The sequence below is a fragment of the Paenibacillus sp. FSL H8-0259 genome, from assembly GCF_037963255.1.
In the GTDB taxonomy this organism is placed as follows: domain Bacteria; phylum Bacillota; class Bacilli; order Paenibacillales; family Paenibacillaceae; genus Paenibacillus_AQ; species Paenibacillus_AQ phytohabitans.
Genome location: NZ_CP150147.1, coordinates 3,675,026 through 3,700,531, shown reverse-complemented (window position 1 = coordinate 3,700,531; position 25,506 = coordinate 3,675,026). Strand labels below are relative to the sequence as shown.

At 51.1% G+C, this 25,506-nt stretch carries 20 protein-coding genes; 8 read left to right on the top strand and 12 right to left on the bottom strand.

The window, feature by feature from the left end:
• Window positions 1–147 precede the first annotated feature (147 nt).
• Window positions 148–2,061: a serine hydrolase domain-containing protein gene (locus tag NSU01_RS15635; RefSeq protein WP_144026101.1), complete on the bottom strand. Its 1,914-nt coding sequence runs from the start codon at window positions 2,059–2,061 to the stop codon at window positions 148–150.
• A 157-nt stretch (window positions 2,062–2,218) separates the two neighbouring features.
• Between NSU01_RS15635 and NSU01_RS15630 the strand changes: the two genes are divergently transcribed.
• Window positions 2,219–2,746: a MepB family protein gene (locus NSU01_RS15630; protein WP_076244837.1), complete on the top strand. Its 528-nt coding sequence runs from the start codon at window positions 2,219–2,221 to the stop codon at window positions 2,744–2,746.
• A 145-nt stretch (window positions 2,747–2,891) separates the two neighbouring features.
• Here the strand turns inward: NSU01_RS15630 and NSU01_RS15625 are convergent, their stop codons facing one another.
• Window positions 2,892–4,004 (bottom strand): metallophosphoesterase, encoded by a 1,113-nt coding sequence (locus tag NSU01_RS15625; protein WP_076244834.1) that lies wholly within the window; start codon window positions 4,002–4,004, stop codon window positions 2,892–2,894.
• A 174-nt stretch (window positions 4,005–4,178) separates the two neighbouring features.
• Here NSU01_RS15625 and NSU01_RS15620 point away from each other — a divergent pair, with 174 nt between their 5' ends.
• Complete coding sequence (locus NSU01_RS15620; protein WP_076244831.1) at window positions 4,179–5,432, top strand: MFS transporter; 1,254 nt, start codon at window positions 4,179–4,181, stop codon at window positions 5,430–5,432.
• A 65-nt stretch (window positions 5,433–5,497) separates the two neighbouring features.
• Here the strand turns inward: NSU01_RS15620 and mnhG are convergent, their stop codons facing one another.
• The 7 genes from mnhG to NSU01_RS15585 all read right to left on the bottom strand — a co-directional run bounded on the left by mnhG (window position 5,498) and on the right by NSU01_RS15585 (window position 11,995).
• Complete coding sequence (gene mnhG, locus NSU01_RS15615; RefSeq protein WP_039306101.1) at window positions 5,498–5,881, bottom strand: monovalent cation/H(+) antiporter subunit G; 384 nt, start codon at window positions 5,879–5,881, stop codon at window positions 5,498–5,500.
• Window positions 5,856–6,149: a Na(+)/H(+) antiporter subunit F1 gene (locus NSU01_RS15610; protein WP_039306104.1), complete on the bottom strand. Its 294-nt coding sequence runs from the start codon at window positions 6,147–6,149 to the stop codon at window positions 5,856–5,858. The genes mnhG and NSU01_RS15610 overlap by 26 nt, the downstream gene beginning before the upstream one ends.
• The gene (locus NSU01_RS15605; RefSeq protein WP_042136855.1) at window positions 6,146–6,625 is read right to left on the bottom strand and encodes a Na+/H+ antiporter subunit E; all 480 of its coding nucleotides are present in this window, start codon (window positions 6,623–6,625) and stop codon (window positions 6,146–6,148) included. Before NSU01_RS15605 ends, NSU01_RS15610 begins: the two co-directional genes overlap by 4 nt.
• Window positions 6,626–6,631: 6 nt before the next feature.
• Complete coding sequence (locus NSU01_RS15600) at window positions 6,632–8,125, bottom strand: Na+/H+ antiporter subunit D (RefSeq protein ID WP_076244828.1); 1,494 nt, start codon at window positions 8,123–8,125, stop codon at window positions 6,632–6,634.
• Window positions 8,122–8,457, bottom strand: a complete 336-nt coding sequence (locus NSU01_RS15595) for a Na(+)/H(+) antiporter subunit C (protein ID WP_042136851.1) — start codon at window positions 8,455–8,457, stop codon at window positions 8,122–8,124. Before NSU01_RS15595 ends, NSU01_RS15600 begins: the two co-directional genes overlap by 4 nt.
• Entirely contained in the window at window positions 8,457–11,321 is a 2,865-nt protein-coding gene (locus tag NSU01_RS15590; protein WP_076244826.1) for a Na+/H+ antiporter subunit A, read from the bottom strand. The genes NSU01_RS15595 and NSU01_RS15590 overlap by 1 nt, the downstream gene beginning before the upstream one ends.
• A 65-nt stretch (window positions 11,322–11,386) precedes the next feature.
• Window positions 11,387–11,995: a universal stress protein gene (locus tag NSU01_RS15585; RefSeq protein WP_042136847.1), complete on the bottom strand. Its 609-nt coding sequence runs from the start codon at window positions 11,993–11,995 to the stop codon at window positions 11,387–11,389.
• A gap of 378 nt (window positions 11,996–12,373) precedes the next feature.
• Here NSU01_RS15585 and gdhA point away from each other — a divergent pair, with 378 nt between their 5' ends.
• Window positions 12,374–13,759, top strand: coding sequence for an NADP-specific glutamate dehydrogenase (gdhA, locus tag NSU01_RS15580; protein ID WP_042136845.1), 1,386 nt, complete (start codon window positions 12,374–12,376; stop codon window positions 13,757–13,759).
• A gap of 657 nt (window positions 13,760–14,416) precedes the next feature.
• Here the strand turns inward: gdhA and NSU01_RS15575 are convergent.
• Entirely contained in the window at window positions 14,417–15,400 is a 984-nt protein-coding gene (locus NSU01_RS15575; protein WP_042136843.1) for a diaminopimelate dehydrogenase, read from the bottom strand.
• A 188-nt stretch (window positions 15,401–15,588) separates the two neighbouring features.
• On the opposite strand from NSU01_RS15575, the gene NSU01_RS15570 reads away from it, so the two are divergent.
• Window positions 15,589–16,374: an alpha/beta hydrolase gene (locus NSU01_RS15570; protein WP_256703909.1), complete on the top strand. Its 786-nt coding sequence runs from the start codon at window positions 15,589–15,591 to the stop codon at window positions 16,372–16,374.
• 63 nt (window positions 16,375–16,437) lie between these two features.
• On the opposite strand, the gene NSU01_RS15565 is transcribed toward NSU01_RS15570, so the two are convergent.
• A complete protein-coding gene (locus tag NSU01_RS15565; protein ID WP_256703908.1) occupies window positions 16,438–18,822 on the bottom strand; it encodes a polyprenyl synthetase family protein in 2,385 nt (794 codons plus the stop codon).
• Between the two features lie 224 nt (window positions 18,823–19,046).
• Here NSU01_RS15565 and NSU01_RS15560 point away from each other — a divergent pair, with 224 nt between their 5' ends.
• From NSU01_RS15560 to NSU01_RS15545, 4 genes are all read left to right on the top strand, one after another.
• On the top strand, window positions 19,047–20,018 hold the full coding sequence (locus NSU01_RS15560) for an iron-hydroxamate ABC transporter substrate-binding protein (protein ID WP_076244823.1): 972 nt from the start codon (window positions 19,047–19,049) through the stop codon (window positions 20,016–20,018).
• Window positions 20,019–20,112: 94 nt separating this feature from the next.
• Window positions 20,113–21,135: an iron ABC transporter permease gene (locus NSU01_RS15555; protein ID WP_076244820.1), complete on the top strand. Its 1,023-nt coding sequence runs from the start codon at window positions 20,113–20,115 to the stop codon at window positions 21,133–21,135.
• Window positions 21,132–22,145: an iron ABC transporter permease gene (locus NSU01_RS15550; protein ID WP_076244818.1), complete on the top strand. Its 1,014-nt coding sequence runs from the start codon at window positions 21,132–21,134 to the stop codon at window positions 22,143–22,145. Before NSU01_RS15555 ends, NSU01_RS15550 begins: the two co-directional genes overlap by 4 nt.
• A 115-nt stretch (window positions 22,146–22,260) precedes the next feature.
• Window positions 22,261–23,610, top strand: a complete 1,350-nt coding sequence (locus tag NSU01_RS15545; RefSeq protein ID WP_042136838.1) for an FAD-binding oxidoreductase — start codon at window positions 22,261–22,263, stop codon at window positions 23,608–23,610.
• A gap of 72 nt (window positions 23,611–23,682) precedes the next feature.
• Here the strand turns inward: NSU01_RS15545 and NSU01_RS15540 are convergent, their stop codons facing one another.
• Complete coding sequence (locus NSU01_RS15540; protein ID WP_305954213.1) at window positions 23,683–25,272, bottom strand: ABC transporter substrate-binding protein; 1,590 nt, start codon at window positions 25,270–25,272, stop codon at window positions 23,683–23,685.
• Between the last annotated feature and the right edge of the window lie 234 nt (window positions 25,273–25,506).

The following is a 25,506-nucleotide window of genomic DNA, read 5'->3' as shown; positions in this document are numbered from 1 at the left end:
GCGCAGCTGATTAATCAGGAACACACAAAAATACATCGCCGGTGCGTATACTGCACTTGGCGATGTATTCAGTAATGACGAACAATTGGAAATCAGCTTAGGAAAATTCAATTCGGTCAGGCGTAATTTACAGTGTAATCCCCCTGCTTAACTGTAGAACTTCCAGAATACAAGCAACCCCACCAGAACAGCCATCATGACTATAGGAAGAATAGCAGACCACTTGCCACGGGCAGTTGAAGCAGAGCGGTTCTTCCTCCAGGATAGCAGCAGCGCGGCCAAGAACAACACCGCCAGTCCAGTCAGACCATAGTTAACCAAAATCTGCGGATACACTTCTGCATAAGCTCGTTCATTGTTGCTTAGCATCCTCAAGGCCAGAATCAGGTTGTTCACCACAATGCCGGTACCTGTCAAGGTGAGGCCAGCTGCCAGCATACGGCTGACGGCACGAGGTGCAGGGCGTGTTCCGGCTCTTCGCTTGTTCAATATTGCCTGTATCAGCAATACAAACGGGGCGATAACGAAATAGAGGATGGCCAGTGCCGCAAGCACGGCATTCATGAGCAGCACCGGCATTGACTTACCAGCAGGCAGCGGCAAATAATCTGTCGTATATACCGAGATGGCCTTCACCTTACCCTCACTGACTGTGGCATGCAGCATTGGCCAGGCATCCAGCGCCGAGTCTCCGCTTACTTTCTCATAGAGATAGGGCTGAACCTGTTTATAGCTTCCGGTCATCCCGGCAAGTGATACCCCGAGTTGATCTTCCCCCTGCGGCTCAAGCTTCATCAGCGTAAGATAGGGGAATAGATTCATGAAGCCGTGTCCGGGGCGCCGCGCAGCCATGAACTCGCCTTGAATCTCTGACGAATCCGGCAGATCAACGGCATCTGCCTGCTCACGCATGCCCAGTATTGCTTTGGTCAGACCATGTACAATATTGGATTCGCTGGCCTGATTGGTCATAATTATAATCGCGAACCGGTCTTCAGGCACAATCTGCAGATTGGTGGCAAATGCAATCGTATTTCCGCCATGTCCAAGCGTACGCTTCATTCCGGGATATTCCCAGAACCCATGGGCAATACCCGGCATTCCTTCAGCTGATGTATAACTCTGAGTCAGCATCGTGCCCAGTGTCTCCGGCTTCTCAAACAGAGGGGAGGCTTCTCCGGCTGCAGGCATGAACGCCACCGCAAACTTAGCCAGGTCCTCTGCAGTGCCGTTATTGCCTCCGTTAGGGTACATGGACATATAATTCCATGATCCTTGCGTAAAGGTCCCTTCTCCCTCGAAGAAATAACCTTTAGCTTTATGCTTCAGCAGCTCCGGACGGTCCTCTACAACAGAATAGGCAATTGAATCCTTCATCCCGAGGGGATCAAAAATATGCTGCTGAACGTATTCATGATAAGGCTGGCCGCTGATTCTCTCTACAATGAAGGCAGCCAGTGAGTTGCCGTAGTTAGAGTAGGCTACAACCTCACCCGGTCTGTAAATCTGTGCCGGCTGGGCCAGCAGCAGCCCCTCTTCCAAAGAACGTACTTCCTCAGGGGACTGATAAGCCATGTCGAACATATACTCCTCGAATCCGGCATTGTGGTTCATCAGATGAAGCATCGTTATGGGATCATCATATTTCAGTCTGGTCAGGAAATTGTCCGGCAAAAGCTTGCGGATATCTTCATTCAGATCGAGCTTTCCTTGCTCAACCAGCTGCATTACGGAAGTCCATACGGTAAGCTTGCTGATTGAGCCCCATTCCATTACCGTATCCTTTGAAACAGGGATCTGCTGCTCCAAGTCAGCGTATCCGTAACCCTTGGACAGTACCACCCGGCCATCCTTTACCATAACAACAGACGCACCTACGGATTGTTGTCCTATGTACTCTTTTACATAATCGTCGACAAAAGCTTCCAAACCGGTCAGCGGAATGCCTGATGGGGTTACTCCCTCTGCTCCCCCGCTGCCTTTCCCGGCAGCAAATGCCGTGATACTGCCGGATAATAGCAATAGTATTGAGAACATAACGGTAAATCCTTTTCTTAACAATTAAACCTCTCCTTTAGTCGAGTAAATTCCTGCAGTTCCCCCATTCTAACAAATATCATCCTGCATAACATTACAAACAGCTTACATTTATGCGGGATGGACTGGTATTATCTTAATTTGGAGACAGCATGATAAGCACTCAGGAAGAAGGCATCTCATGAATAACTTTTATAATACGTTAGCTTATATAACTGATACATTTTATGCACCGGCCCGCTTCACTGTTGATTCAGTGCGGGAAGAACCGCAGAATGCCGAATACGGCGCAGGGCGGTTCCAGCTGAATACCCGGTCCGTTCGGTTTCGTGTTGCAAAAATCACCCCAACGAAGACAGGGCAGTTTGTCGTCTTCTGGGAAAAGGATGCGGAGCGCAAAAACCGGGCATTTGCCTATACGGACGCTCCCGATATATTGGTAATCCATACCTTCCATCCCTTCAGCGGGGAGTGTGGACAGTTCGTCTTTCCCAAAGACGTGCTGAGAATGCACGGGGTGCTGGCGGACAAGGACACACCAGGAAAAATGGCAATGCGAGTGTATCCGGACTGGGATACCTGGACTAATAAGCAGGCTTCTGCTGCGCAGAAATGGCAGCTGCCTTATTTTTCGAGAGTAGCTCCCATGAACGATCAGCATATGCAGGCCTTAACCCGGTTGTATGAACCAAAGGAATTACAGCTATGATTCTGTTCATTATTCTGGAGCCTTTTTTGTTACGGAATGAACGTTATCTTGAGCATAGCGGACTGAAATTCCTCCGGTAAGTATCCATCAGATTGGCTTATAACAAGAAGGGTCCATCCGAATATCCGGATGGACCCTTCTTGCACTATCGCTCTGAATGATTAAAATTCACATGAATGGACACTACCTCCGACCGCGATCCGATACGGATCGGCGGACCCCAGAATCCATATCCGGAAGATACTATGGAATGGAGCTGCCCTTTCTGCAGATATCCCCAGTCATTCTCAAACAATCTGTCAGTCAATATATTGGCAGGCGCAATCTGCCCGCGGTGGGTATGACCGGATACCATCAGATCAATTCCCTGCTCCTCTGCTGTGTCGAAGCCGACCGGTTGATGCTCCAGCATAACTACCGGCTTCGAGCCATCTATATTCTCCATCAGAACAGACAGCTCCGCTCTATCCTTATCACTATAATCCTTCCGCCCGATCAGCGTCAGCCAGTCTCCCACCTCAATGGCTTCATCATAGAGGACCTGAATCCCGCTCTCCTCCAGAAGACTGATGATCTCCTCCGTCCCGCCTTTGAAGCGGTCATGATTGCCCAGAGAAGCATACACGCCGAGCGGCGCTTCAATCTCCGCTAAAATCGCACCGATGCCCTTGTCCTTATACGGCACAATATCATCATCTACAATATCACCGGGGAATAAGACAATATCCGGCTTCAGCGCATTGATCTCCTTTACCATCCGCAGCGCATGGCTTTTACCCGACAAATAGCCAAAATGCATATCAGAGGCCATCACAATATGAAGTTCACCTCGCGCCGGACCTGCCTTGTCGATCTGTATGTCATACGAACGGACAACCGGACTGTAAGCGTTGAAGCTCCCGAATCCAAGCAGACCGGCCAGCAGCAGCATAGTAAGAATCCCCGACCACTTCTGAACGGCATGACGCGGCAGCCTGCTCAGCTTCGTTAACCAGACCGATAGATGAACAAGCGGCAGCAGCATAATCAATAAGCTGAACAATGCCAGCCAGTAGCTGCCGATAACACTTAAAATGGCCGATCCTGCGACCACTCTGGACAGGATCAGCGAGCTGGCCAGAAAAACAAGCGCAAGGATATAGAATAGCCGGAACCTGCCAGACACTACCGGCTTGATCCAGCCCCAGCCGCTCCAGCCGATGTAGAATACAATTAAGGCATATACAATGATAAATACGATTCCGATAAGGATATACATGTTAACCACCTTATGTAAATTTCATCCCGAGCACAAAATCTTTTCTAACCAGTCTACAGTAACTTCAGGCACTACTGCAACTAAGCTGTGTTTTGTTGTTGACATTGTCCTGTAATTATCATTTAATGGTTTGGACCTTTCCTTACTTTACAGACAACCCTGGAGGATTTAATCATGGCCAAACCTTTATTTCCGCGGCTGCAGGGAAACAGCCGGGGCTGCTTAACCTTTGAACCTTTTTTCCTGATTCCCTACAGCATGTTCTCCACCTATGCTACGCTTTATATGTACGAGCTGGGACTGTCGGAGCTGAACATCGGCTGGATTACCACGATCGGACTGATCGTACAGGTATTCTCTTCATTAATCAGCGGATATTTGACGGACCGTCTGGGACGCAAGCGGGCTATTTTATACTTTGACCTGCTTAGCTGGAGCCTGGCCACCCTGTTATGGGCCGCATCACAGAATCTGTGGTTTTTTGCGGCAGCTGCGGTCATTAACGGCTTCCAGCGTGTCCCGCATATTGCTTTTTATTGCCTGATTGTCGAAGACACCCGGCCCTCTGACCGGACGTATGTCTTCACCCTGCTGCAGATTATCGGTGTCATCGGAGGGCTGTTTGCACCGCTGGGCGGTCTGCTTGTACACCAGTACGGCATGATTCAGGGGATGCGGATGATGTATGTGCTCGCATTTCTGTTCATGACCTTCCAGTTCATCGGCCGCCAGCTGACGACGCGCGAAACCGAAGCCGGAATAAGGAAACGTCAGGAAACACGTGAACTTGGACTGCGGGAAATTATGGTCGAATATGGCGGCGCATTCCGTGAGCTGTGGGTGGAACGCAATCTGCTGCTGATCTTCGGCGTATACATCCTGTTCAATTTCCAGGCCACGCTGAAAAGCACCTATCTGTCACTGTACCTGGCTGATTATCTGCATATGGATAGCGGTATCCTCTCCCTGTTTCCCGCAGTCTCCTCTATAATCATGCTGCTGACCTTATGGCTTCTTATGCCCAAAATCCCGGACCAGAGCGCCAACCGCTCCATGATGGCCGGCTTCGGACTATCTGCGCTGCCCAATGCTATGCTGGTGTTATATCCTTCGTCCAGCCTCTTGTGGATCGGACTCAGCACCATACTGGCAGCCGTGGGACTGATGATCAGCTCCCCTTATCTGGAGGCTGCCGTACAGAACGCCATCGATGATGATAAACGGGCCAAAGTCTTTTCCACACTGTCCGTGCTGATCCTGCTGTTCACTGCACCTGCGGGCATCATCGGCGGCTGGGCGTACAAGCTCGATCCGCGAATCCCTCTATGGCTGGTTACAGCTGCGTTCGTCCTCTCATACGCACTGCTGCATCTGTACCGCAGACGGACTGCACAGAATCACAATTCTCCGCAGCAGCTTTCACAATAAACCAGGGCAGGGATGTCCCTCAGACCATTTATGGCCTGGAGGACATCCCTGTTTACACCTTACGGCTATGACGTTGAAGAATCCGACTTGATCCGTTCCTTCTCCAGCACCTCTTTGAGGTCATCCTGGATACGGCGGTTCCACAGCGGAACACCGGAGCGGTAGGCCGCCCGGCCGGTCAGGTGGGCTGACAACGGTGAAGTCATAAATACGAAGACAATCCCCAGCAGCAGCTTTGCACTGACGTAATCGAGAAAAAAAGCAAAGTAGAGAAACGCCCCGCTGAGCACACACAATACACCAAGCGTAGCGCTTTTGGCAGCAGCATGTGATCTTAAGTAGACGTCCGGTAGACGGATCAGCCCCACAGAGCTGACAGCACTGAGGAGTGCACCTGTCAGGATAAGCAATACGAACAGCAATTCAACGGCCGTCTTGATCATTTCCATATTCAAACACCACTCCCCTTTCGATATATCTGGCCAGCGCCATAGTTCCGATGAAAGAGAGAATGCCGATCAGCAGAATGTATTCAATGAAGGCCTCAGTCTTGAACAGGATCGAGAGAACCGCCACCATCGCCAGCAGGTTGATTCCGATTGTATCGAGTGCTGCGACCCGGTCAGGCAGCGAGGGTCCTTTGACCAGCCTCCAGGCGCAAATTGCAATCGAAATGACCATGATCGAAAGCGACAGCATGAGTATAAAATGAATCATGAACGGGTCACCTCCAGAATCGCTCGTTCGAACGTATTGCGGATATTCGCGCCGAACTGTTCCACATCCTGTATATCCATCGCATGAATGTATAACGTCCGGTTATCTTTGGATACTTCCAGCACCACGGACCCCGGAGTCAAGCAGAGCAGTGTAATCAGCACGGCAACCTCCCAGTCCGACTCCAGCTCCGTGTGGTACATTAGGATGGCCGGGCGGATGTTGAGGTTCGGCCGAAGCACCGCCTTGACCACGATATAGCTGGATACAACCAGTTCCCGCAGCAGCAGGCCAGCCAGCTTCACAATAGCCCATACCTTGCCAAGATACAGCCGCCCGTCGAAGAAACGCCGCATAGCCATAAGAACGGCAATACCCAGCACATACCCGACAATGAAGCCGGAGGCCGTCCAGTCATTATTCAGGAACATCCACAAGAACGCTATCATGAGATTTAATAATATTTGAAAGGCCATCTTCATCTACTCCTTCATGACAGCGTTAATGTACACAGCGTTAATGTACTCTGCCGGATCAGCCAGCACGGCCCCGGCTTGGGCCACAAGCCCGTTCACCGTTTCGGCGCCGACCCCCATCAGGATGATGAGGACAAACAGCATGGCAGCCGGTGCCATCATTGCTTTGTAGCGCAGCGGGTGGACTTCTTCCTCGCTTCGTTCACCACCCCAGAACACTTCCTGGAACACTTTGATCAGCGAATAGAGCACAACGAAACTTGACGCCAGTGCAATAAGTGCAAGAGCGACGTGCTGCTCCCCGAAGCCGCTGCGGACCATCATCACTTTCCCCGCGAAACCGCTAAGCGGCGGAACGCCCACCAGCGCCAGAGTCAGGATGAAAAACATCCAGCCCGTCCATGGATACCGGCGGATCAGGCCGCCCATTTGCCGTAGCTGCTCCGTTCCTGACGCTGCAATAATCATACCGCCCAGGAAAAACAGCAGCGCCTTGGCAATCATGTCGTGCATCAGATAGAACACTACCCCGTTTAATGAATCCTGGGTTGCCACCGATATGCCAAAGGCAATAAAGCCTACGCTAATCACAATATTGTAATTAAAAATCCGGCTCAGATCATTGTAAGCCAGCGCGCCGACAGCTCCAAGAATCATTGTTGCTCCGGCCATCCAGCCGATCAGCGTATGTGTCAGCCCCGGATCATGAACAAAAATCAGGGAGAATGTACGTGTGATGGCATACAGCCCAACTTTGGTCAGCAAGGCTCCGAACAGCGCCCTTACAGCCAGGGGAGGAGCACTGTATGAATCCGGCAGCCAGAAGAACAGCAGCAGACCGGCTTTGAGCGAGAAGACCAGCAGCAGCAGTACAGCAATTACATTCATGACACCGCCCTGCCCCGCCTCCGCTACACGGACCGCCAGATGCGCCATGTTAAGCGTACCTGTCGCAGCGTACAGATAAGCAATTGCCGCTACGAACAAGCTGGAGGAGATCACATTGACAAGAATATATTTCAGTGTCTCCCGCAGCTGAACCCGGGTTCCGCCCAGTACAATCATCGCATAGGAGGCAACCAGCAATACCTCGAAGCATACGAACAGATTAAACAGGTCTCCCGTAAGGAAGGAGCCGAACACACCGGTCAGCAGGAAGTGGAAGAAGGTATAGTAGTAGAACCGCTCCCGCTGTTCCCCAATGCTTGCGAAGGAAAAGAACAGGCAGGCCGCGCCTACAACCGCCGTGGTTAATACCAGCAATGCCGCAAACATATCAGCAACAAAGACGATGCCGTAGGGCGGCAGCCACCCTCCCATGTACAGCGTTTGAATCCCGTTTGTATTCACCTGATACACAATAATTATCGCAACAGCAATATTGACAAATACACTGATTGCACTGATTATACGCTGCAGGTTAATTCTTTCCTTCAGAAAAATCAGGATGACCGCCGTAAAGGCCGGAATCAGCAAAGGCAGTACCAGCAGATTGTTCATGGTCTCTCCCCCTTGCTTCCTTCCACATCATCCATGCCTGCCGAGCGGTATGCCCGGTAAGCCAGCACGATGAAGAACGCGGATACCCCAAAGCTGATTACAATCGAAGTAAGGATAAGCGCCTGCGGCAGCGGATCGACATAACTCTCCGCTTTCTCGCCAAGCAGCGGTGAAGCGCCAGTCTTAAGTCCCGCCATGGTCAGCAGCAGCAGATGAACACCGTGAGTCAGCAGTGTTGTCCCCAGAAGGATGCGGAGCAGGCTTTTGGATAAGACCAGATATACACCTACGGTAAACAAGACGCCGATCGCCAGGGCAATAAGGATCTCCATCAGTTATCCCTCCCGATCGTAAAGATGATATTCATGGTAACACCGATCACTGACAGGTATACGCCCAGATCGAACAGTGTTGCTGTAGTAAGTTCAGTCTTGCCCATCACCGGCAGCTCGAAATAGCCGAAGGTCTGGGTCAGGAACGGAACATCGAATACAAAGGAACCTATCCCTGTGAGAAAAGCTATAGAAATTCCGGCCGCAATTAACTTACGGTAATCGACAGGCAGCACCTTCTCTACAAACTCTGTACCGAACGCAATCGAGAGCAGCACGAGCCCGGCTGCAGCCATCAATGCGCCGATAAATCCGCCGCCCGGATGGTTATGACCGGCAAAGAACAAATACAGCGAGAAGGTAATAATAATCACGAAGGCCACTTTGGCCACAGACTGCAGCAGCACATCGTTACTGCGCGCATAACGCGGCTTGTTATCGTCCGGCACATCTCTGACCAGATCAGGCTTACTACCCGGTTCAAGCTGCAGCTTAATCATTGAATAGATAGCCAGCGAGGCCAGACCAAGCACCGTAATCTCAAACATGGTATCAAAGCCGCGGAAATCCACCAGCAGCACGTTGACTATATTTTTGCCGCCGCCGAGGGTATAGCTGTTCTCCACGTAGTAGCTTGAGATGGACTCGAACGGACTGCTCCCAAGCGCCGCCAGTGCGACAAGTGTCATCGTTGTCCCGAACCCTACGGCGATGATCAGCTTCGGGATTTTCACCCGGAATTTGACCTTCTCCCGCTTCAGTCTGGGCATATGCCGGAAGCAGAGCAGGAACAGCGTCACCGACACGACTTCGACGATCATCTGCGTAAGTGCCAGATCAGGTGCACGGAACAGGATGAAGAGCAATGTCACCATATACCCTACCATTCCCGTTAACAGAATTGCCGCAATCCTGGACCTGGCGAATGGAATCGCGAGCGCACCTGTCAGCAGGACCAGCACTGCCACGACTTCAAAGAAGGTGACCGGAGCATACTGCCCTTGGCCAAACGTTATTCCGTCTACGTACAGCAATGAACCGCCAACTATAACAATAATCAAGGTGAAAATATACATTAGATAATGGCGCATGGAGCCCGTCATATATAGCCCTGTTACCGAACGGGATATCTGCTCCACCAGCCGGATACTGCCGTCGTAGACCTGATTCAGCGTATACCCGCTGCGCCATTCCTTATCAACCAGACTTAACCGGCCATACACACGGTATACGACAATTCCCAGCAGGATCACACCCAGAGTCATCCACACTTCAGCTGTGAAGCCATGCCAGAAATAGATGTTCACATAAAAAGGCGAGCTTGCCGCCAGCTGCGGATGAATAGCATTCATTCCCGGTACAATCAGTGTCTTGGACAGGATGTTCGGAAACAGTCCGGTGATAACGGCCAGCAGCGCCAGGAGAACAGGAGGAAGCAGCAGCCCAAACGGCGCTTCATGCGGCTTCTTATCCAGCTTCTCAGGCTGGTATTTGCCGAAAAAGGTATGGAAAACCATAATCATGCTGTATGCAAAGGTAAATATGCTTGCAATCCAGGCCAGCACCGGAAAGATCGTGAAGAAGGATTGCGGGCTGAGGATATCCAGCTGTCTGATATTCAGTACAGCCGTGAAGAACATTTCCTTACTCAGGAATCCCGCAAACGGCGGGAGCCCTGCCATGGAGAAGCTGCCGATCAGTGCTACCGTGAAGGTCACCGGCATCAGCGACACCAATCCCCCCAGCTTGCGCAGATCACGGGTGTTCGTCTCATGGTCGACAATCCCGACCACCATGAACAGCGAACCCTTGAATATGGCATGATTAATCAAATGAAAAAGGGCAGCCGTTGTTGCGGCGGTAAAGAACACAGCCTCTTCACCCGTATAGAATGAAGCTGCCGATCCCATTCCCAGTAATCCCATAATCAGCCCCAGCTGGCTGATTGTAGAATAGGCTAACAGAGCCTTCAGGTCCGTCTGCTTCATCGCCTGGATCGATCCATAGATCAAGGTGATCAGGCCGACGCCCGACACAATCCAAAACCACTCATGTTGCCCCGCAAACACCGGGCTGAAACGCGCGACCAGATACAGTCCTGCTTTGACCATCGTTGCCGAGTGCAGATATGCGCTGACCGGGGTCGGTGCTTCCATCGCATCCGGCAGCCAGATATGAAACGGAAACTGGGCCGATTTGGTGAAAGCCCCCAGCAGAATCAGGATCATCGACGGTATGAACAGCGTTTGTCCGCTGATGTCCCCGGCCTGGCTCCAGATTTCACGGATACTGAAGGTCCCTGTCATGCCATACAGCATCAGGAAGCCGGCGAACATTGCCAGACCGCCGAAGACCGTGATCAGCATCGACTTCAGTGCGCCGTAGCGTGACTTCTGTCTACGGTGCCAATAGGCAATCAGGAGGAAGGAGGATACACTTGTCAGCTCCCAGAAGCCGTACAGAACCATCAGGTTATCGGACATTACCACCCCGAGCATCGCGCCCATAAAGATTAGGAGATATACATAAAACGGGGTCAGTTCTTCTTTGCGTTTGTCCAGATAATAAATCGAGTAGAAGATGACCAGCATCCCCATTCCCGTAATTAACAATGCAAACAGCAAACTTAATCCATCCAGATGAAATACCAGATTAATGCCAAGGGACGGAATCCAGGATACAGTCTCATATCCGGAGTCCCCTCCCTTAATGACAGGAATCCGGGTCAAGAAATAAATGAACAACGCCAGCGGTCCGGCAAGTACAAGCCAACCCCGGTGGAGCCAGGCCATCCGCCCGCGTAGAAGCGCTATCATTAGGGCCAGCAGAAACGGAACAAGTACGGTTATATGCAGCAAAGGCAAGCCTCCTTTTCCACTCTACAAATTAAGTTGTGAACAATAGTACATACTACTGGAAGTAAAAACGATTATAAGGGATCGCTAAGTGTCCCCTCGCAGATATGCAAATATCTCGCTTTACCATCTTGCTCAATTCTGAATAAGCCATTCTCAAATTCCGTGTGCAATTCGTGAAAAAATTTCCCTTTGATGAAATCCTGACCTTCCGGCTCATCGCTGAGCTGATAAACGCCCTCATTCTTCACCAGATAGGAGATTACACCTTCTTCATGCGTCTCTTCAAGACCGGCGCGCATCCGCTGTACTGCCACAACATGCAGATCCATCATCTTCATTTTACTGATCAGCTCATTGACAAAATTGCGCTTGGTCAGCTCCTGCCACAGTGTCTGGGCGGATTGTCCGATAATAATCTGCGTGACATCCTTCTCTTCTGCCGCTTCAACGATTACATCCGTTGTCTTGCGGCCCCGGCGTTTGCGGACCATAAACTCTGCTCCGGCCTCCTCGGCGAGACGCTTCCAGACCGCCATGAACATTTCTTTGCTCTGATTGTATTCATCACTATCCGAGCTATCCACATTGAGCACATAAAGCGGTGCCCCCAGCATCTCAGACAGCTCGACTCCACGCCGGATCAAACGCTCCCCGTGCGGACCATAATGAACGCATACCATAATTTTTTCCTTGTGAATGACCTTCGCCCTCCTGTAACATGGGCAAGAAATACAAAAGGAGCCTACTGGCGTTAGGCCCCTTTCTGTTGTTTCAAACCCTAAAAATTATACTTAAATTATATCTATTCCGATACTGTTTGTAAAGTTTACGGACAAGGATATGACAACATTGAAACATAATTACCATTATATCGAAGCCCAAATCAGTCCTTTCACAAGCTATATCTGGCATCGCATGTAAGGTTCATAGAATTTCTTAATGACCACACCAAAAATAATTGATTGGTAAATTGATGTAAGGTTTTATAGAATTCTTTTAAATTAAAAATAAATCCGGGGCTGCCCGAATCCACTATCAGACAGGGAGTGCTAGCTAAAGTGTCCACCGTTCATTCCGTTACTTCAGAAATTACTAACCAGGCTGTACAATATGTTCATCAGATCTACGCGGAGGTCCAGCAGCGCGACCCGCAAGAGCCCGAATTTCATCAGGCGGTCAAGGAGTTCCTGGATTGTCTCGTGCCTGTCCTGGCCCGTCATCCGCAATATATGAAGCAAGGGATTCTCGAACGGCTGGTTGAACCCGAGCGCAGCATATCCTTCCGCGTGCCCTGGGTCGATGATGCCGGCAAGGTCCGGGTCAACCGCGGTTTCCGCGTTCAATACAGCAGCGCCATCGGCCCTTACAAAGGCGGACTCCGCTTCCATCCATCCGTTTATCTTGGCATTATCAAGTTCCTGGGCTTCGAGCAGATTTTCAAAAATGCCCTGACCGGCCTGCCCATGGGCGGCGGCAAAGGCGGCAGTGATTTCGATCCCAAGGATAAATCCGATCAGGAAGTTATGCGTTTCACCCAAAGCTTCATGACGGAACTGTACCGCCACATCGGCCAGGATACGGATGTTCCCGCAGGGGATATTGGTGTCGGCGCACGCGAGATCGGCTATATGTTCGGACAATATAAACGGATTCACGGAGGACATGCGGCCGGGGTTCTCACCGGAAAAGGGCTGTTATACGGCGGCAGTCTGGCACGCAAGGAGGCTACCGGCTACGGCTGTGTATACTTCGTGCAGGAAATGCTGTCGTCCACGCGGGGAACCAGCTTCGAGGGCAGCCGGGTAGTTATCTCGGGATCAGGAAACGTCTCTATTTATGCTATCGAGAAGGCTCAGCAGCTGGGTGCTCTTGTTATCGCGTGCAGTGATTCGAACGGATACATTCATGATCCGCAAGGCATCAACCTCGCTACTGTCAAAAGACTGAAGGAAACCGAACGCCTGCGCATCAGCGAATACGTGAAGGAGCATCCGCACGCACAGTACATTGACGGCTGCAGCGGAATCTGGAGTCTGCCATGCGATATCGCCCTGCCTTGTGCCACCCAAAATGAGATTGATCTGACATCCGCCCGTACGCTGATTCTGAATGGAGTCCAAGCCATCGGTGAAGGGGCTAATATGCCGACGACGATTGAAGCGGTAGAATTGTTCCTTGAGAATAATGTATTGTTCGCTCCGGCCAAAGCGGCTAATGCGGGCGGTGTAGCCGTCTCGGGCCTGGAAATGAGCCAGAACAGCATGCGGCTGGCCTGGAGCTTTGAAGAAGTCGATGCCAAGCTGCAGGAGATTATGAAGAATATCTACCGTAGAACGGTGCAGGCGGCAGAGGAATACGGAGTGGCCGGTAACCTGGTGGCTGGAGCTAACATCGCCGGTTTCCTGAAGGTTGCCGACACTATGCTGGCGCAGGGGATTGTGTAACTAAATAAGCTGCAGATTAATGGCGGGCGGAACGAGCTTTGGTTATTACGGCGAGTCGTATGGACTGCACGTAATCGATCTGTTGCTATATGTGTAAAACTACCTGTAGAGCTCGGCCTGAATGTATTGTTAAATGTATTGTTGTACGTAGTGCAACATAGATTCACTGATAATGGGGTTTTCATAAGGATTGTTGTATGAAATACAACAATTGTCCCGTTCGCCGCTTGAATACGTGGGAAATGCTGCTTTTTATACAACAATTCTTGATTAGACCCGATACCATGAGGGAAATGTTGTATTTCGTGCAGGATTTAAACAAGGCTATTATGTTCAGCTTATTTAGTTACCGCATTTGTCCGGTTACTTCCTCTCTATGAATCAGAGGTATTTCTACCTCTGATTTTTTTTGATTCCATCAGAACCTGCAGAAGGGGTGTCTCAAAGGCCATGCAATGGCTATTGAGACACCCCTCGTTTTTGGAGTATGCGATACTTAAACTCGTGGTGAGAACGCTCCGCGAACGGACCGTTGTTCTAAATGCTGTGCTCTTTAAGCAGGATCAGGGTTTCCCCCGGGCGAGCCCCGGCCAGATCATGGTCCTCACAGCAGCCGGCTGCTCCCACCTGCATGCCCCTTGCTCACTCTTCGCCAGCCTACAGCAGCTCGCGCCGCAGCGTCTCTGCCGATTTAGGGGACAGATGGCCGAGAGGAATATCGAATACCGTCTTGGCACCCTTATGGCCTTCATGCTTCAGGCGGACAGCTGCGCGGGCATAGGCTACCAGCACGCTGGCTGTAAATTCAGGATTACTGTCCAGCTTCAGCCCGAATTCAGCAATCTGCTTGCTTCCTCCGCCGGTTATACCACTACGGATAACGAAGCCGCCATGCGGCATGCCGGAATGCTTCGCAGCAAGCTCATCCTCCGAAATGAAGTTCACCGTTGTATCATAATCGGCGAAATAATTCGGCATCCCCACAATGCTCCGGGTGATAGCCTCATGGTCCGCCCCTTCTTCCGCCACCACGAAACATTCCCGGCGGTGCTTCTCGCGGGTAGTCAGCTGCGGGGTCTCGCCGCCCCGGATACTGTCAATGACCTCCTGGACAGGAACGGTATATTGCACGCCTGCCTTCACACCGGGAACCCGGCGGATCGCATCCGAATGCCCTTGGCTGACTCCGGTGCCCCAGAAGGTATAATCCTCACCTTCCGGCAGGATGGACTGCATCAGCAGACGGTTCATGGAGAACATTCCCGGGTCCCAGCCCGTTGAGATCACACTGACTGTCCCGCCGCCTTGGGCTGCCTTATCCACTTCAGTGAAGAAGTCAGGAATTTTGGCATGGGTGTCAAAGCTGTCCACTGTATTAAACAATCTGGCCAGCTGCGGAGTCTGCTCCGGCAGGTCTGTTGCTGATCCGCCGCACAGAATCATTACGTCGATTTTGCCTATGTATTGCTCGGCTGCGGAAATATGCTCTGTGACTGCTCCTGTGATCTCCGCCAGCTGCTGCGGGTCTCTGCGGGTAAAAATAGCGGCAAGCTCCATATCCGGATTTTGTTCAATCGCCTGCTGTACCCCTTTGCCCAAATTCCCGTATCCGACAATCCCAACTCTGATGTTTGAAGTCATGTTTAATATAGTCCTCCCTTGCCGGTTATCCCGGAGATATGAATCCTTTAAATTATAAGTATATATACATTACACGAAATGTAAACATTTAAGAGTATATAAATTGAATTTTCCCGGACTTGTCCTTTCCCCGTTCTTCACTTACAATGAGTCCAATTGATAATCATTCTTAATGGATGGGGTGAAAAATGAAGATTCCAGCTGTGATCTCTCATACGTATGGAGACAGCCATTACATACAAACACCGGACGGGCGTCAGCTCCATTACATGGAGAACGGAGCCGGTCCGGTAACTGTGGTATTCGAATCGGGCATGGGCATGTCCCGCTCTGCCTGGGGGCTGGTGCAGCCGGTAGTCGCCAGATACGCGCGGGCTGTCGTCTACGACAGGGCGGGCAGCGGGAAAAGCGGTGCGGACCGGGCACCAAGGACCCTGAGCAGAATGGCCGATGATCTCATGTGCTTATTGAGCCACTTGGGAGCGGGCCCCTTCATTCTCGTCGGACACAGCTGGGGCGGCCCCGTTGTCCGCACAGCAGCTTCCCGGAACCCTGACATCATACGGGGACTCGTTCTGGTCGATCCGACAGACGAGCATTGCGGGCTCTATTTCGAAGAAGCTTCCGTGAAGCATTTTGCGAAGATGAATACTCTCCTTCCGCTGCTTGCGGGAACCGGTTTATACAAGCTGATGGGAAGCAAGCCGGGCAAGGTTCTGCCAGCGGATGTCTACAAGGAACAGCGGCAGGAGGATTTCACTATGCGGGCAGCTCATACCATGGTTGCTGAGGGAGCAACCTTCCTGGAGGATTTACGGGCACTTCTGGAGCATCCGCTGAAGCTGGAGGGTATTGAGGTATCCGTGCTCTCAGGAACACTAATCACGCGGATGGAACGGAATTTCCGGCCTGCGCTTCATGCAGCGCACAAGCAGACGGCCGCCTGGTCGAAGCCCGGCAATCCGGTCATATGATCATGTACAGCGAGCCCGGACTGATCGCAGATGAGGTCAGACGGATGATCGATTAGTCTGGGCTTACCGCTCCCTGTTCACCACATAATTCATTAAATGCTTCAGGAAGGTGATATTACGCGGGATCCCGCGCAGAGCCTCATTGGCCTTGCAATAGTGATCCCACATCTCTTTACTGGCCCCTTCTTGACCAAGAATCGAGACAAAATTCGAATTATTGTTAACAACATCGTTGCCGACAGGCTTACCAAGTACATGCATATCCCCTTCCACATCAAGCAAATCATCCTTAATCTGAAAAGCAATGCCCATATGGTAAGCGATTTTTTTGAGCGCACTGATCTCCGCATCGCTAACCTCAGCCAGCATGGCCGGCATGACCAGGCACGCCTCAAAGGCCACTCCTGTTTTGTAAAAGCACACATTATTCAGCTGCTCCAGCGTCAATGTTCTGCCTTTTGCATCCAAATCCATCGCCTGGCCCATACACATCTCCTCTGCCTTCCGGGCCGAATAACGGATCAAGGCAAGCACTGTTTCCGCCTTAAAGCGGTCAAGCGAGGCTTGCTCCCCGATGGCCTTCTGGATCAGATACAGACCGGTTAACTCCGCAACTGCACTGCTGTGAATCTCATGCAGGGTCGTGCGCCCTCTGCGGGTAGAGGCATTATCCTGGGAAGGCAGATCATCGAAGATCAGGGAGGCGGTATGCATGTATTCAAGCGAGCGGAGAAGCGGAACGATGGCTGCCGGCTCCAAGCCGTATTCCTTCACACCCATCACCCAGGTTAGAATCGGTCGCACCCGCTTGCCGTCCCCCGCCAGGCTGTAATTGGCCGCATCGATCAGCTGCTCCTTCATGGCCGGAAGCTCCTGCGGCTTAGCGAAGAGCAGTTCTTCTTTGATCAGACTGCGGACACTTTTAAACGTAGCGAAGAATTCCTTCTGCTCCCTGGCATCCTTCTTCAAGTGCTCAATCATCCGGTCCCGCAGCAGCTTATCAAAAAAGTCCACATCATCCGCTTTGTCTACCAGGATCTGAATGAGCCTGTTAAACTCCGGGTTGCCTGCTGCAAAAATCCTCATCGTCTCATTATACTTATCAGATCCCACACGTTCTTTATAACGTTTCAGCCCGTTAATTGCCCGGTCAAGAATAACCTCGCGGGCCTTGGCATCGGAGTGATATACACTGTGGATCAGATTGGAGATGACCGCCCAGTATAACTCAAAAGGATTAATCAGATCAGGCCTTTGCTTATGATATTTCAAATAATAGGTATACGGTGTTACGGCTCCGTCACTCATATCCTCGGTCATATCCGCGAAATCATCGGCAAGCTGATTGTAGAGGCCAAAAAAGAAGGTCCGCTCTTCAAATCCCTCATCCGCAGGCGCACTAATCACTGAACGCGCAATCAGCCGGGATGACGATGACTTCAAGATAACGGGGATGTACAAATCATCGTTAGTGTAATCTCCCCTGGTGAGTACCTTGACACGGTCCATATCCTGAGCCTGAAAAAAGACATAAGACTGGCCGAAAAAGATATGCTGCATCTCCGGCCGCTGTTGCTGCTTAATATACTCGAATGCCTCTGACAGTTCCGAATGAATATACTTGATCAGTTCCATGTTCTCTCCGGACCAACCCCCTAGTACCGGCACAACTCCTGTGAGCAGCGCTGAACGAATCAGCTCAGAGTATTGCACTTTCTCTTGAACCGTCAGTATCCGAGAATCCAGCAGATCGTCAACGAAAGGATACGTCAGTCCATAGGAATAGCCAAGCCTGATCGCTTCATCCAATCTCCGGGACCGTTCCACAGGCGCAGTATCACCGTCCATCTCTTCTATAACATGCAGTATAACGCCAACGATAATCTTGATTAGCTTGCGCTGGGCATGCTCCGCGTTCATTCCCTCCGGTATATGGGCTGCTACAGATCTTAATTTGGCAAAAACCCAGATCACTGCAGCTTCTATCCCTTCCTTCTGGGCCCAGCGGTATACCCCGTCCAGATTCATGAAATCCGGCACTTCTCCGCTGCCTGAGCGGGCTGACTTCAGCAGATGCTGGTTCAGATCAGCTATGGTTCTCCTGATCCGTTTCTGTGTATCTGGAGAATCCGGTGCCTTACCCAGATCCCTCATATAAATGTACGAGACGCTCCGGTCCAGATAATCATCCAGCTTCTTCGTGTAATTCAGCCATTGGATGTAGCGGTAATAATCTTGGGTGTCCGGCTTTTTCTTCCCCGGTGACCACAAGGACAACACGGAGAACCGCCGGATATGCTTCTTTTTCCACTCATGGATATCCGCCGTCAACGCCGTCACATAAGATTGGCTCTTCAGCTGATCATGGAGTGAGCTTAAGTAGCGGGCGGCCTTCTGCTCTGCCAGCTGATAACCTGTATGGGGATGTTCTCTGACAATTTCATTCATAGGATGCACAACCTTAGCTTCATATTGGTTTATCATGCTGTATGGGGGTCTTTGAACAAATGGGGAGCCTGCTTTTTATCCTTATACGAACAAGTGGCAGCATGGTTACGAAATCAAGTTAAGGATTGACAAACGGTCAATAAACAATTAAAGTTTTAACAGTTACATCATTGATAATGATTATCAATTTCATAAATTTATCATTGAAAGGGAGATTATCAGAAATGAAGAAATTGTTGTTACTTCTACTCATCCTTACCCTCCTGGTACTAAGTGCCTGCGGCAATAATGCAAGCAACAGTGCAAGCAACAACACGGCTGCTGCCACAGCTACACCGGCACCCGAAGCCAGCGCAACTGCAAGTGCTGATAACAGCAGCACAGATACCATTACATATGAGTCCGAAACCGGACCTGTCGAAGTTCCCGCCAATCCCCAGCGTGTTGTAGTTCTTGCCGGGTACGCAGGTAACCTGCTCGCTCTGGATGTCCCCCTAGCAGGAGTAGATTCCTACATCAAAGCAAATCCGAATTTCCAGGATCAGTTGAAGGACGTTGCGGAAGTCTCCGAGGAGAATGTGGAGAGTATTCTGAATCTCAAGCCAGACTTAATTATTGCTTCGTCAGACACCAAGAATCTGGACAAGATGAAACAAATCGCACCGGTGGTTACCTATACATACAACAAAGTGGATTATCTGACCCAGATCCTGGAGATCGGCAAAGCGGTTAACCAGGAGCAGAAAGCCGCTGACTGGATTGCTGATTTCAAGGCACGTGCCCAGGCCGCTGGTGAAGAAATCAAAGCCAAGATCGGTGCGGATAGCACGATCTCGGTTATTGAAGGGGATTCCAAAAATCTGTACACCTTCGGCAGCGCCTGGGGACGCGGTACAGAAATCATCTATCAGGCCATGGGGCTGAAGATGCCGGATAAAGTGAAGGAAATGACAGCCAAAGACGGATACTTCAATTTGTCACTGGAAATCCTGCCGGATTATATGGGAGATTACGTAATCTACAGCAAAGATCCTGCAGGTGATGCTTCCTTCCAGGAGACTTCCACTTATAAGGATATCCCGGCCGTCAAAAATAATCATGTCTACGAAATAGATGCTACATCTTTCTATTTCAATGATGCTCTGTCGCTTGACTATCAGCTTGATTTTATTTCCAAGTCATTGCTGGGAAATTAATTATTATTTAAGCATCCAGCCAGGTTGAAACCGAAAAAAGGAGCGCAAATCGCGTTCTTTTTTTTCGCAAATTGATAAGGAACGGATGGTCGAAATGGAGAAACAGTCTCCGCAAAAGCCGATAAACTCTACTTTTGTGCTTAAGCTGCTCGTCAGCATGATTTTATTTGTGATTGTATTTGCCCTGGCGGTCAGGCTCGGTGCCAAAAATGTTTCACTGGCGGATATTTGGAGCGCCATCAGCAATCCGAAGGCTACGGGTGGTGATATCTCTATCATCCGTGAACTGCGGCTCCCCCGCGAAGTCGGCGGCATTCTGGTAGGTGCCGCCCTCGCTGTTGCCGGGGCAATCATGCAGGGACTAACCCGAAATCCGCTTGCCGACCCGGGGCTGCTTGGTTTGACGGCAGGTGCCAATGCTGCACTTGCGGTATCCTTTGCCTTCATCCCCTCCATCGGATACTACGGAATCATGATCGCCTGTTTCATCGGCGCAGCCTGTGGCGTGATGCTGGTGTTCGGCATCGCTGCACTCCGGAGGCAGAATATGTCGCCACTGCGGATGGTGCTGGCCGGTTCTGCCGTATCCGCTCTGCTGACCGCTGTAGCCGAAGGAATCAGCCTTCAATTCAAGATCTCTAAAAATGTATCGATGTGGACATCCGGCGGGCTGATTGGCACCACCTGGGGCCAGATTACAGCAATTGCCCCTATTATTATCATTTGCCTCATCGTTTCCATTCTGTTGTCCCGTCAGCTGACAATCCTTAGTCTGAACGAAGGAACGGCTGTAAGTCTTGGGCTCAAGACGACTCAGGTTAAGATTGCATTGTACATATTAATCACGCTGCTCGCAGGCGCTGCTGTTGCGCTTGTCGGTAACATCGCTTTTGTGGGCCTGATGATCCCCCACCTCGTGCGGGTATTTGCCGGGACAGATTACCGCGCCATTCTGCCGCTGTCCGCCATTGCCGGCGCCACCTTTATGGTGTTCGCCGACACACTCGGACGGATGATTGACGTCCCGTTCGAGACGCCTGTCGCCGCGATCGTGGCTGTGCTGGGCCTGCCGTTCTTCCTGTTCATTGTCCGTAAAGGAGTGCGATCCTTCTCATGAAACCAGCCCGGCTGTATCGTAATCAACCGCTTGTCGTATCGCTGCTTATGCTTCTTATCCTGGCTACCATCGTTATCGGAATAGGGATCGGATCTTCCCCGGTGTCATACGGGAGACTGATTCCGACAATCCTCGGGCACGGTTCTTTCGAGGATAATTTTGTACTGTTCTCCATCCGGCTCCCCCGGATACTGATTACGCTGCTCGCAGGTATGGCGCTTGCTTTATCCGGTGCTATTCTGCAGGGCATTACCCGCAATGAGCTGGCTGATCCGGGAATTATAGGCATTAATGCCGGGGCCGGGGTCGGGGTTACCGTCTTTTTCATTTTTGCATCTATTGACGCCGGGTCCTTCATATATATGATTCCGCTTGCGGCATTCGCCGGAGCCCTGGTAACCGCTGTACTCATCTATGCCTTCTCCTACACCCGCACCGATGGCGTTCAGCCGATCAGGCTGGTCATCACCGGAGTCGGGTTCTCCATGGCGCTCTCCGGCGTGATGATCGTACTCATCTCTTCGGTGGACCGGACCAAGGTGGACTTCATCTCCAAATGGCTGGCCGGTAATGTGTGGGGTACAGACTGGCCTTTCGTTCTCGCCCTGTTGCCTTGGCTGATCATTCTGGTCCCTTATGTGCTGTACAAATCCAGAACACTGAATTTGCTTGCTTTGAACGAGCCTACTGCTATCGGGGCAGGTGTGGCGGTCTCCAGAGACCGGGCTCTCCTTATGCTGGCGGCGGTTGCACTGGCAGCGTCGGCTGTTTCGATGACCGGCGGCATCGCCTTTGTCGGCCTGATGGCTCCGCATATTGCCAGAGCCCTGGTAGGAGCGCGGCATCAGCAATTCGTGCCGGTATCCATATTAATCGGCGGCTGGCTGCTGCTGCTGGCGGATACGATTGGCCGTAACCTGACCCAGCCTGACGGTATCGCTGCCGGAATAATGGTTGCTTTTATCGGCGCTCCTTATTTCCTGTATCTTCTATTGAAGAAAGAAGGGTAGTACTGACGCAAACTCTCCGCGTAAGCCCACTCCATAGACTAACGCCCTACATACTATATTGGGACCTGACTGCATACATGCAGTTAAATTGTTAGCTCAAAAGGAGCTGGAATCAGTGAAATCAGGAACAAAGCTTACCGGGCGGGTTATCTATAAAGGTGATCCGGGCTATGAAACGGCACGCAAAAATTGGGATCCGCATACGGACAGATTCCCGAAGGTATTTGTCTTCGCACAGAAAACGCAGGATGTAGCCAACGCCATCCGCTGGGCCAACGAGAATAACATCCCTATCCGGCCAAGAAGCGGCCGGCACTCGCTGGAGGTCAATCTGTCCCAGGTCAACGGAGGCATTGTCATCGATGTAAGTGAACTGAGAAGCATCAAGCTCAATAAAAAATCGGGAACTGCAGTAGTGGGGACCGGAAATACGGTGGGAAGAATTGCCCATACGCTTGCGCGGCAGGGATACATGGCCCCTTTTGGGGATAGTCCCACTGTCGGAATCGGGGGCATTACACTAGGCGGGGGAATTGGGCCGCTTCAGCGGACCGTAGGTCTGGTCAGTGATAATCTGATTGAGCTCGAAATGGTGGATGCCAAAGGCAGAATTATTGTCGCCAATAAGAACAGCAACGCCGATCTCCTCTGGGCTTCCCGCGGGGGTGGCGGAGGTAATTTTGGAGTCTGCACCCGTTATAAGTTCAAAGTGCGTCCCGCGCCGGCCACGGCGACCGTATTCCGCATCACCTGGCCCTGGAACCAGTTCGAAAAGGTACTCAAAGCCTGGCAGCGCTGGGCTCCTTCTGTGAACACCAGACTGGGCAGCGAGCTATCCATTGGTCCCAAAAAGGGCGGTAATGTCAGCATGCTGGGCCTGTTCCTCGGATCAAAAGCGGAGGCGGTCCGCCTCTTAAAGCCCATTACGGACGTAGGGACGCCCACGAATCAATTGATCCGCTCATTATCTTATCCCAAAGTAGTGAGTTTCCTGCTGGCTCCCGATCCGGTGGAGACCCAAAGATTCAGCAACCAGTTCTCCAGCGGTTTCGGAAGAAAACCTTTCCCGGACAAAGCGTTTAAGTCTATGCGTGAGTTCCTTGAGAACGTGGAGGGCGAGTTCGCAGGGTTCTATTTCCTCAACTGGGGCGGGGCTGTAAGCCGTAAATCACCCAGATCTACCGCCTTCTACTGGCGTAAAGCGAAATTCTATGTAGAGTGGAACAGTTCATGGGTCAAGAAATCGGATGCTGCCAAAAATATTGCCATAGTGCGGAATACACGCCGGAAGCTGCAGCCGTTCATCGTGGGAAGCTATATTAATGTTCCGGACCAGGGGATCAAACATTCCGGCCCGGTCTATTATGGAGCGAACTATCCCCGGTTACGGAGAGTCAAAGCCAAATATGATCCCGGAAATGTATTCAACAATCCGCAAAGCATTCCTCCGGCCCGCAAGGTATAAGAATAAGATTAAACTGAACATAAGGAGGCCCGCATGTATCCACGCGGGCCTCCTTCTTATGGTTGCAGCCTTTTACTGTCCGGAATTAGCCAGGAATTCATCAATCTGCCGCTGAACTTCTGCAATGATGGTATCAATTCCAGCTTCCTTCACCTGTGCCTGAAGCTTGGCCAGTCCGCCGTCCACATCCTTAACTGAACCGTATTCCAGCGGAATGCCATATTGCAGCATCACATTACCGACATTAGCTACCTCCGTCTTCACTTTGCTGTTATCGAAGACAAAGGTCTCCAGCGGATAGTGGTAAACCTCACCTTCCCATTTGTCGGTCAGCGCATTGCCTTCGTCAGGGAAGGAGGCGTTGTCCCGGTTCAATGGGGAGTTAAAGCCCCAGTTGGAGAATCCGGTATAGTTAGCATTTTTCTCTGCATTCGTATATTTATCATCGCCAACCGGATTATAATGCACAGCCGTAATGCCGTTCATCATCAGATCATGCAGTTCCTTGTCATTCTGCAGAAGATCAATCACCATCAGTGAACGTTCCGGGTTCTTGGTCGTAGCGTGAATAGAGACCCCGTTCTGCGTGGAGACAGCAACAGACTTCTTCTTGTCCGGTGTAATATCAGCCAGAGCCAGCTCATACGGTGAATTTTTCTCGCGCATATCCGTCATTAAAGCGCCTAGCGTACCAAGATTGTGTGTGATTGATGCTGTCTTGCCTGCACGGAACTCCTGCTGGTGATCCAGCTTGCTGTTCAGTGCGCTCTTCGACCAGGCGTTGTGATCCGCAAGATCTTTATAATAGTAGACAAGCTCTTTGAATTCCGGAGTTTCGTATACATTGAATACCTTACCGGCAGGATCTGTCAGCTTGAAGCCAATCGGCAGATCGAAGTCGAACATGTTCCATTCATTCTGCTGCTTCAGCAGGACCCGGTCCAGATTGTGCAGCTTCCAGTCCCCTGTCTCCGGTACGAACGGAGTGACACCCTGCTCCTTCTCGGAGACCGTCTTGAGATAAGTAGCATACGCCTCCGGGCTGTTGATCTCCGGCAGGTTATATTTCTTGCGCAGGTCCTCCCGGTACAGAATCAGCTTCTCAATCGTTTCCCCGCGGTTCTGAGGCACCATATAGAGCTTGCCGTTCACCTTCGCCTGACCCCAGCCCACCTCCGGCATCGCTTCCCAGGTCATCGGCGCGTACTTCTGCAGCAATTCGTCGGTCAGCTCAAGAAACCCGCCTTTGAGGGCCTGATCATTATAGCCTGCCCAGTTGGCAGAGTAGATGAGGTCAAAATTCTCATTCGCCGCCAGCTTGAGCGGATATTTCTGCGCCCAATCCGACCAGTCCAGGAACTCGGCTTCCAGCGTAGCGTTAACTTTCTCCTTCAGCTTCTTGTTGATCTCTCCAAATACCAGGTCATAGTCGACCGGCTTCGGTCCTACAAAAATCATCTTCAGTGTTACGGGCTGGGACGTATCCACTGTGCCGGAATCTCCGGCTGGGCTGGCATTCGTCCCGGCAGCTTCTGTCGCGGCTGCCGAAGCCTGCGGCTCCGCCGTGCTTCCTACGGCATTACCGTTGTTATTGCCGCATGCAGCAAGCAGAGAGATCATCAGTATACCGGACAGCAGTGTTAATCTTTTTTTCTTGTTCAATTGAATTTCCCCCCAGCGTATGTGTAATCGCTTACAATTACAGTATAATAAAAAATCCAAGTCCGTCTAATGTAGGCAGTCAACGATTATACATACTTTTGCAACGACTTTTTGGGCGGAAGTACAATAAATGATGAATTTTGCCGCTCTGTTTATTTAAACAACCCAAAGAAACGGCATTATCTTTAGCAGCCCTTATAAGGCTGTTAAGACAATGCCGTCTCAAACCATATG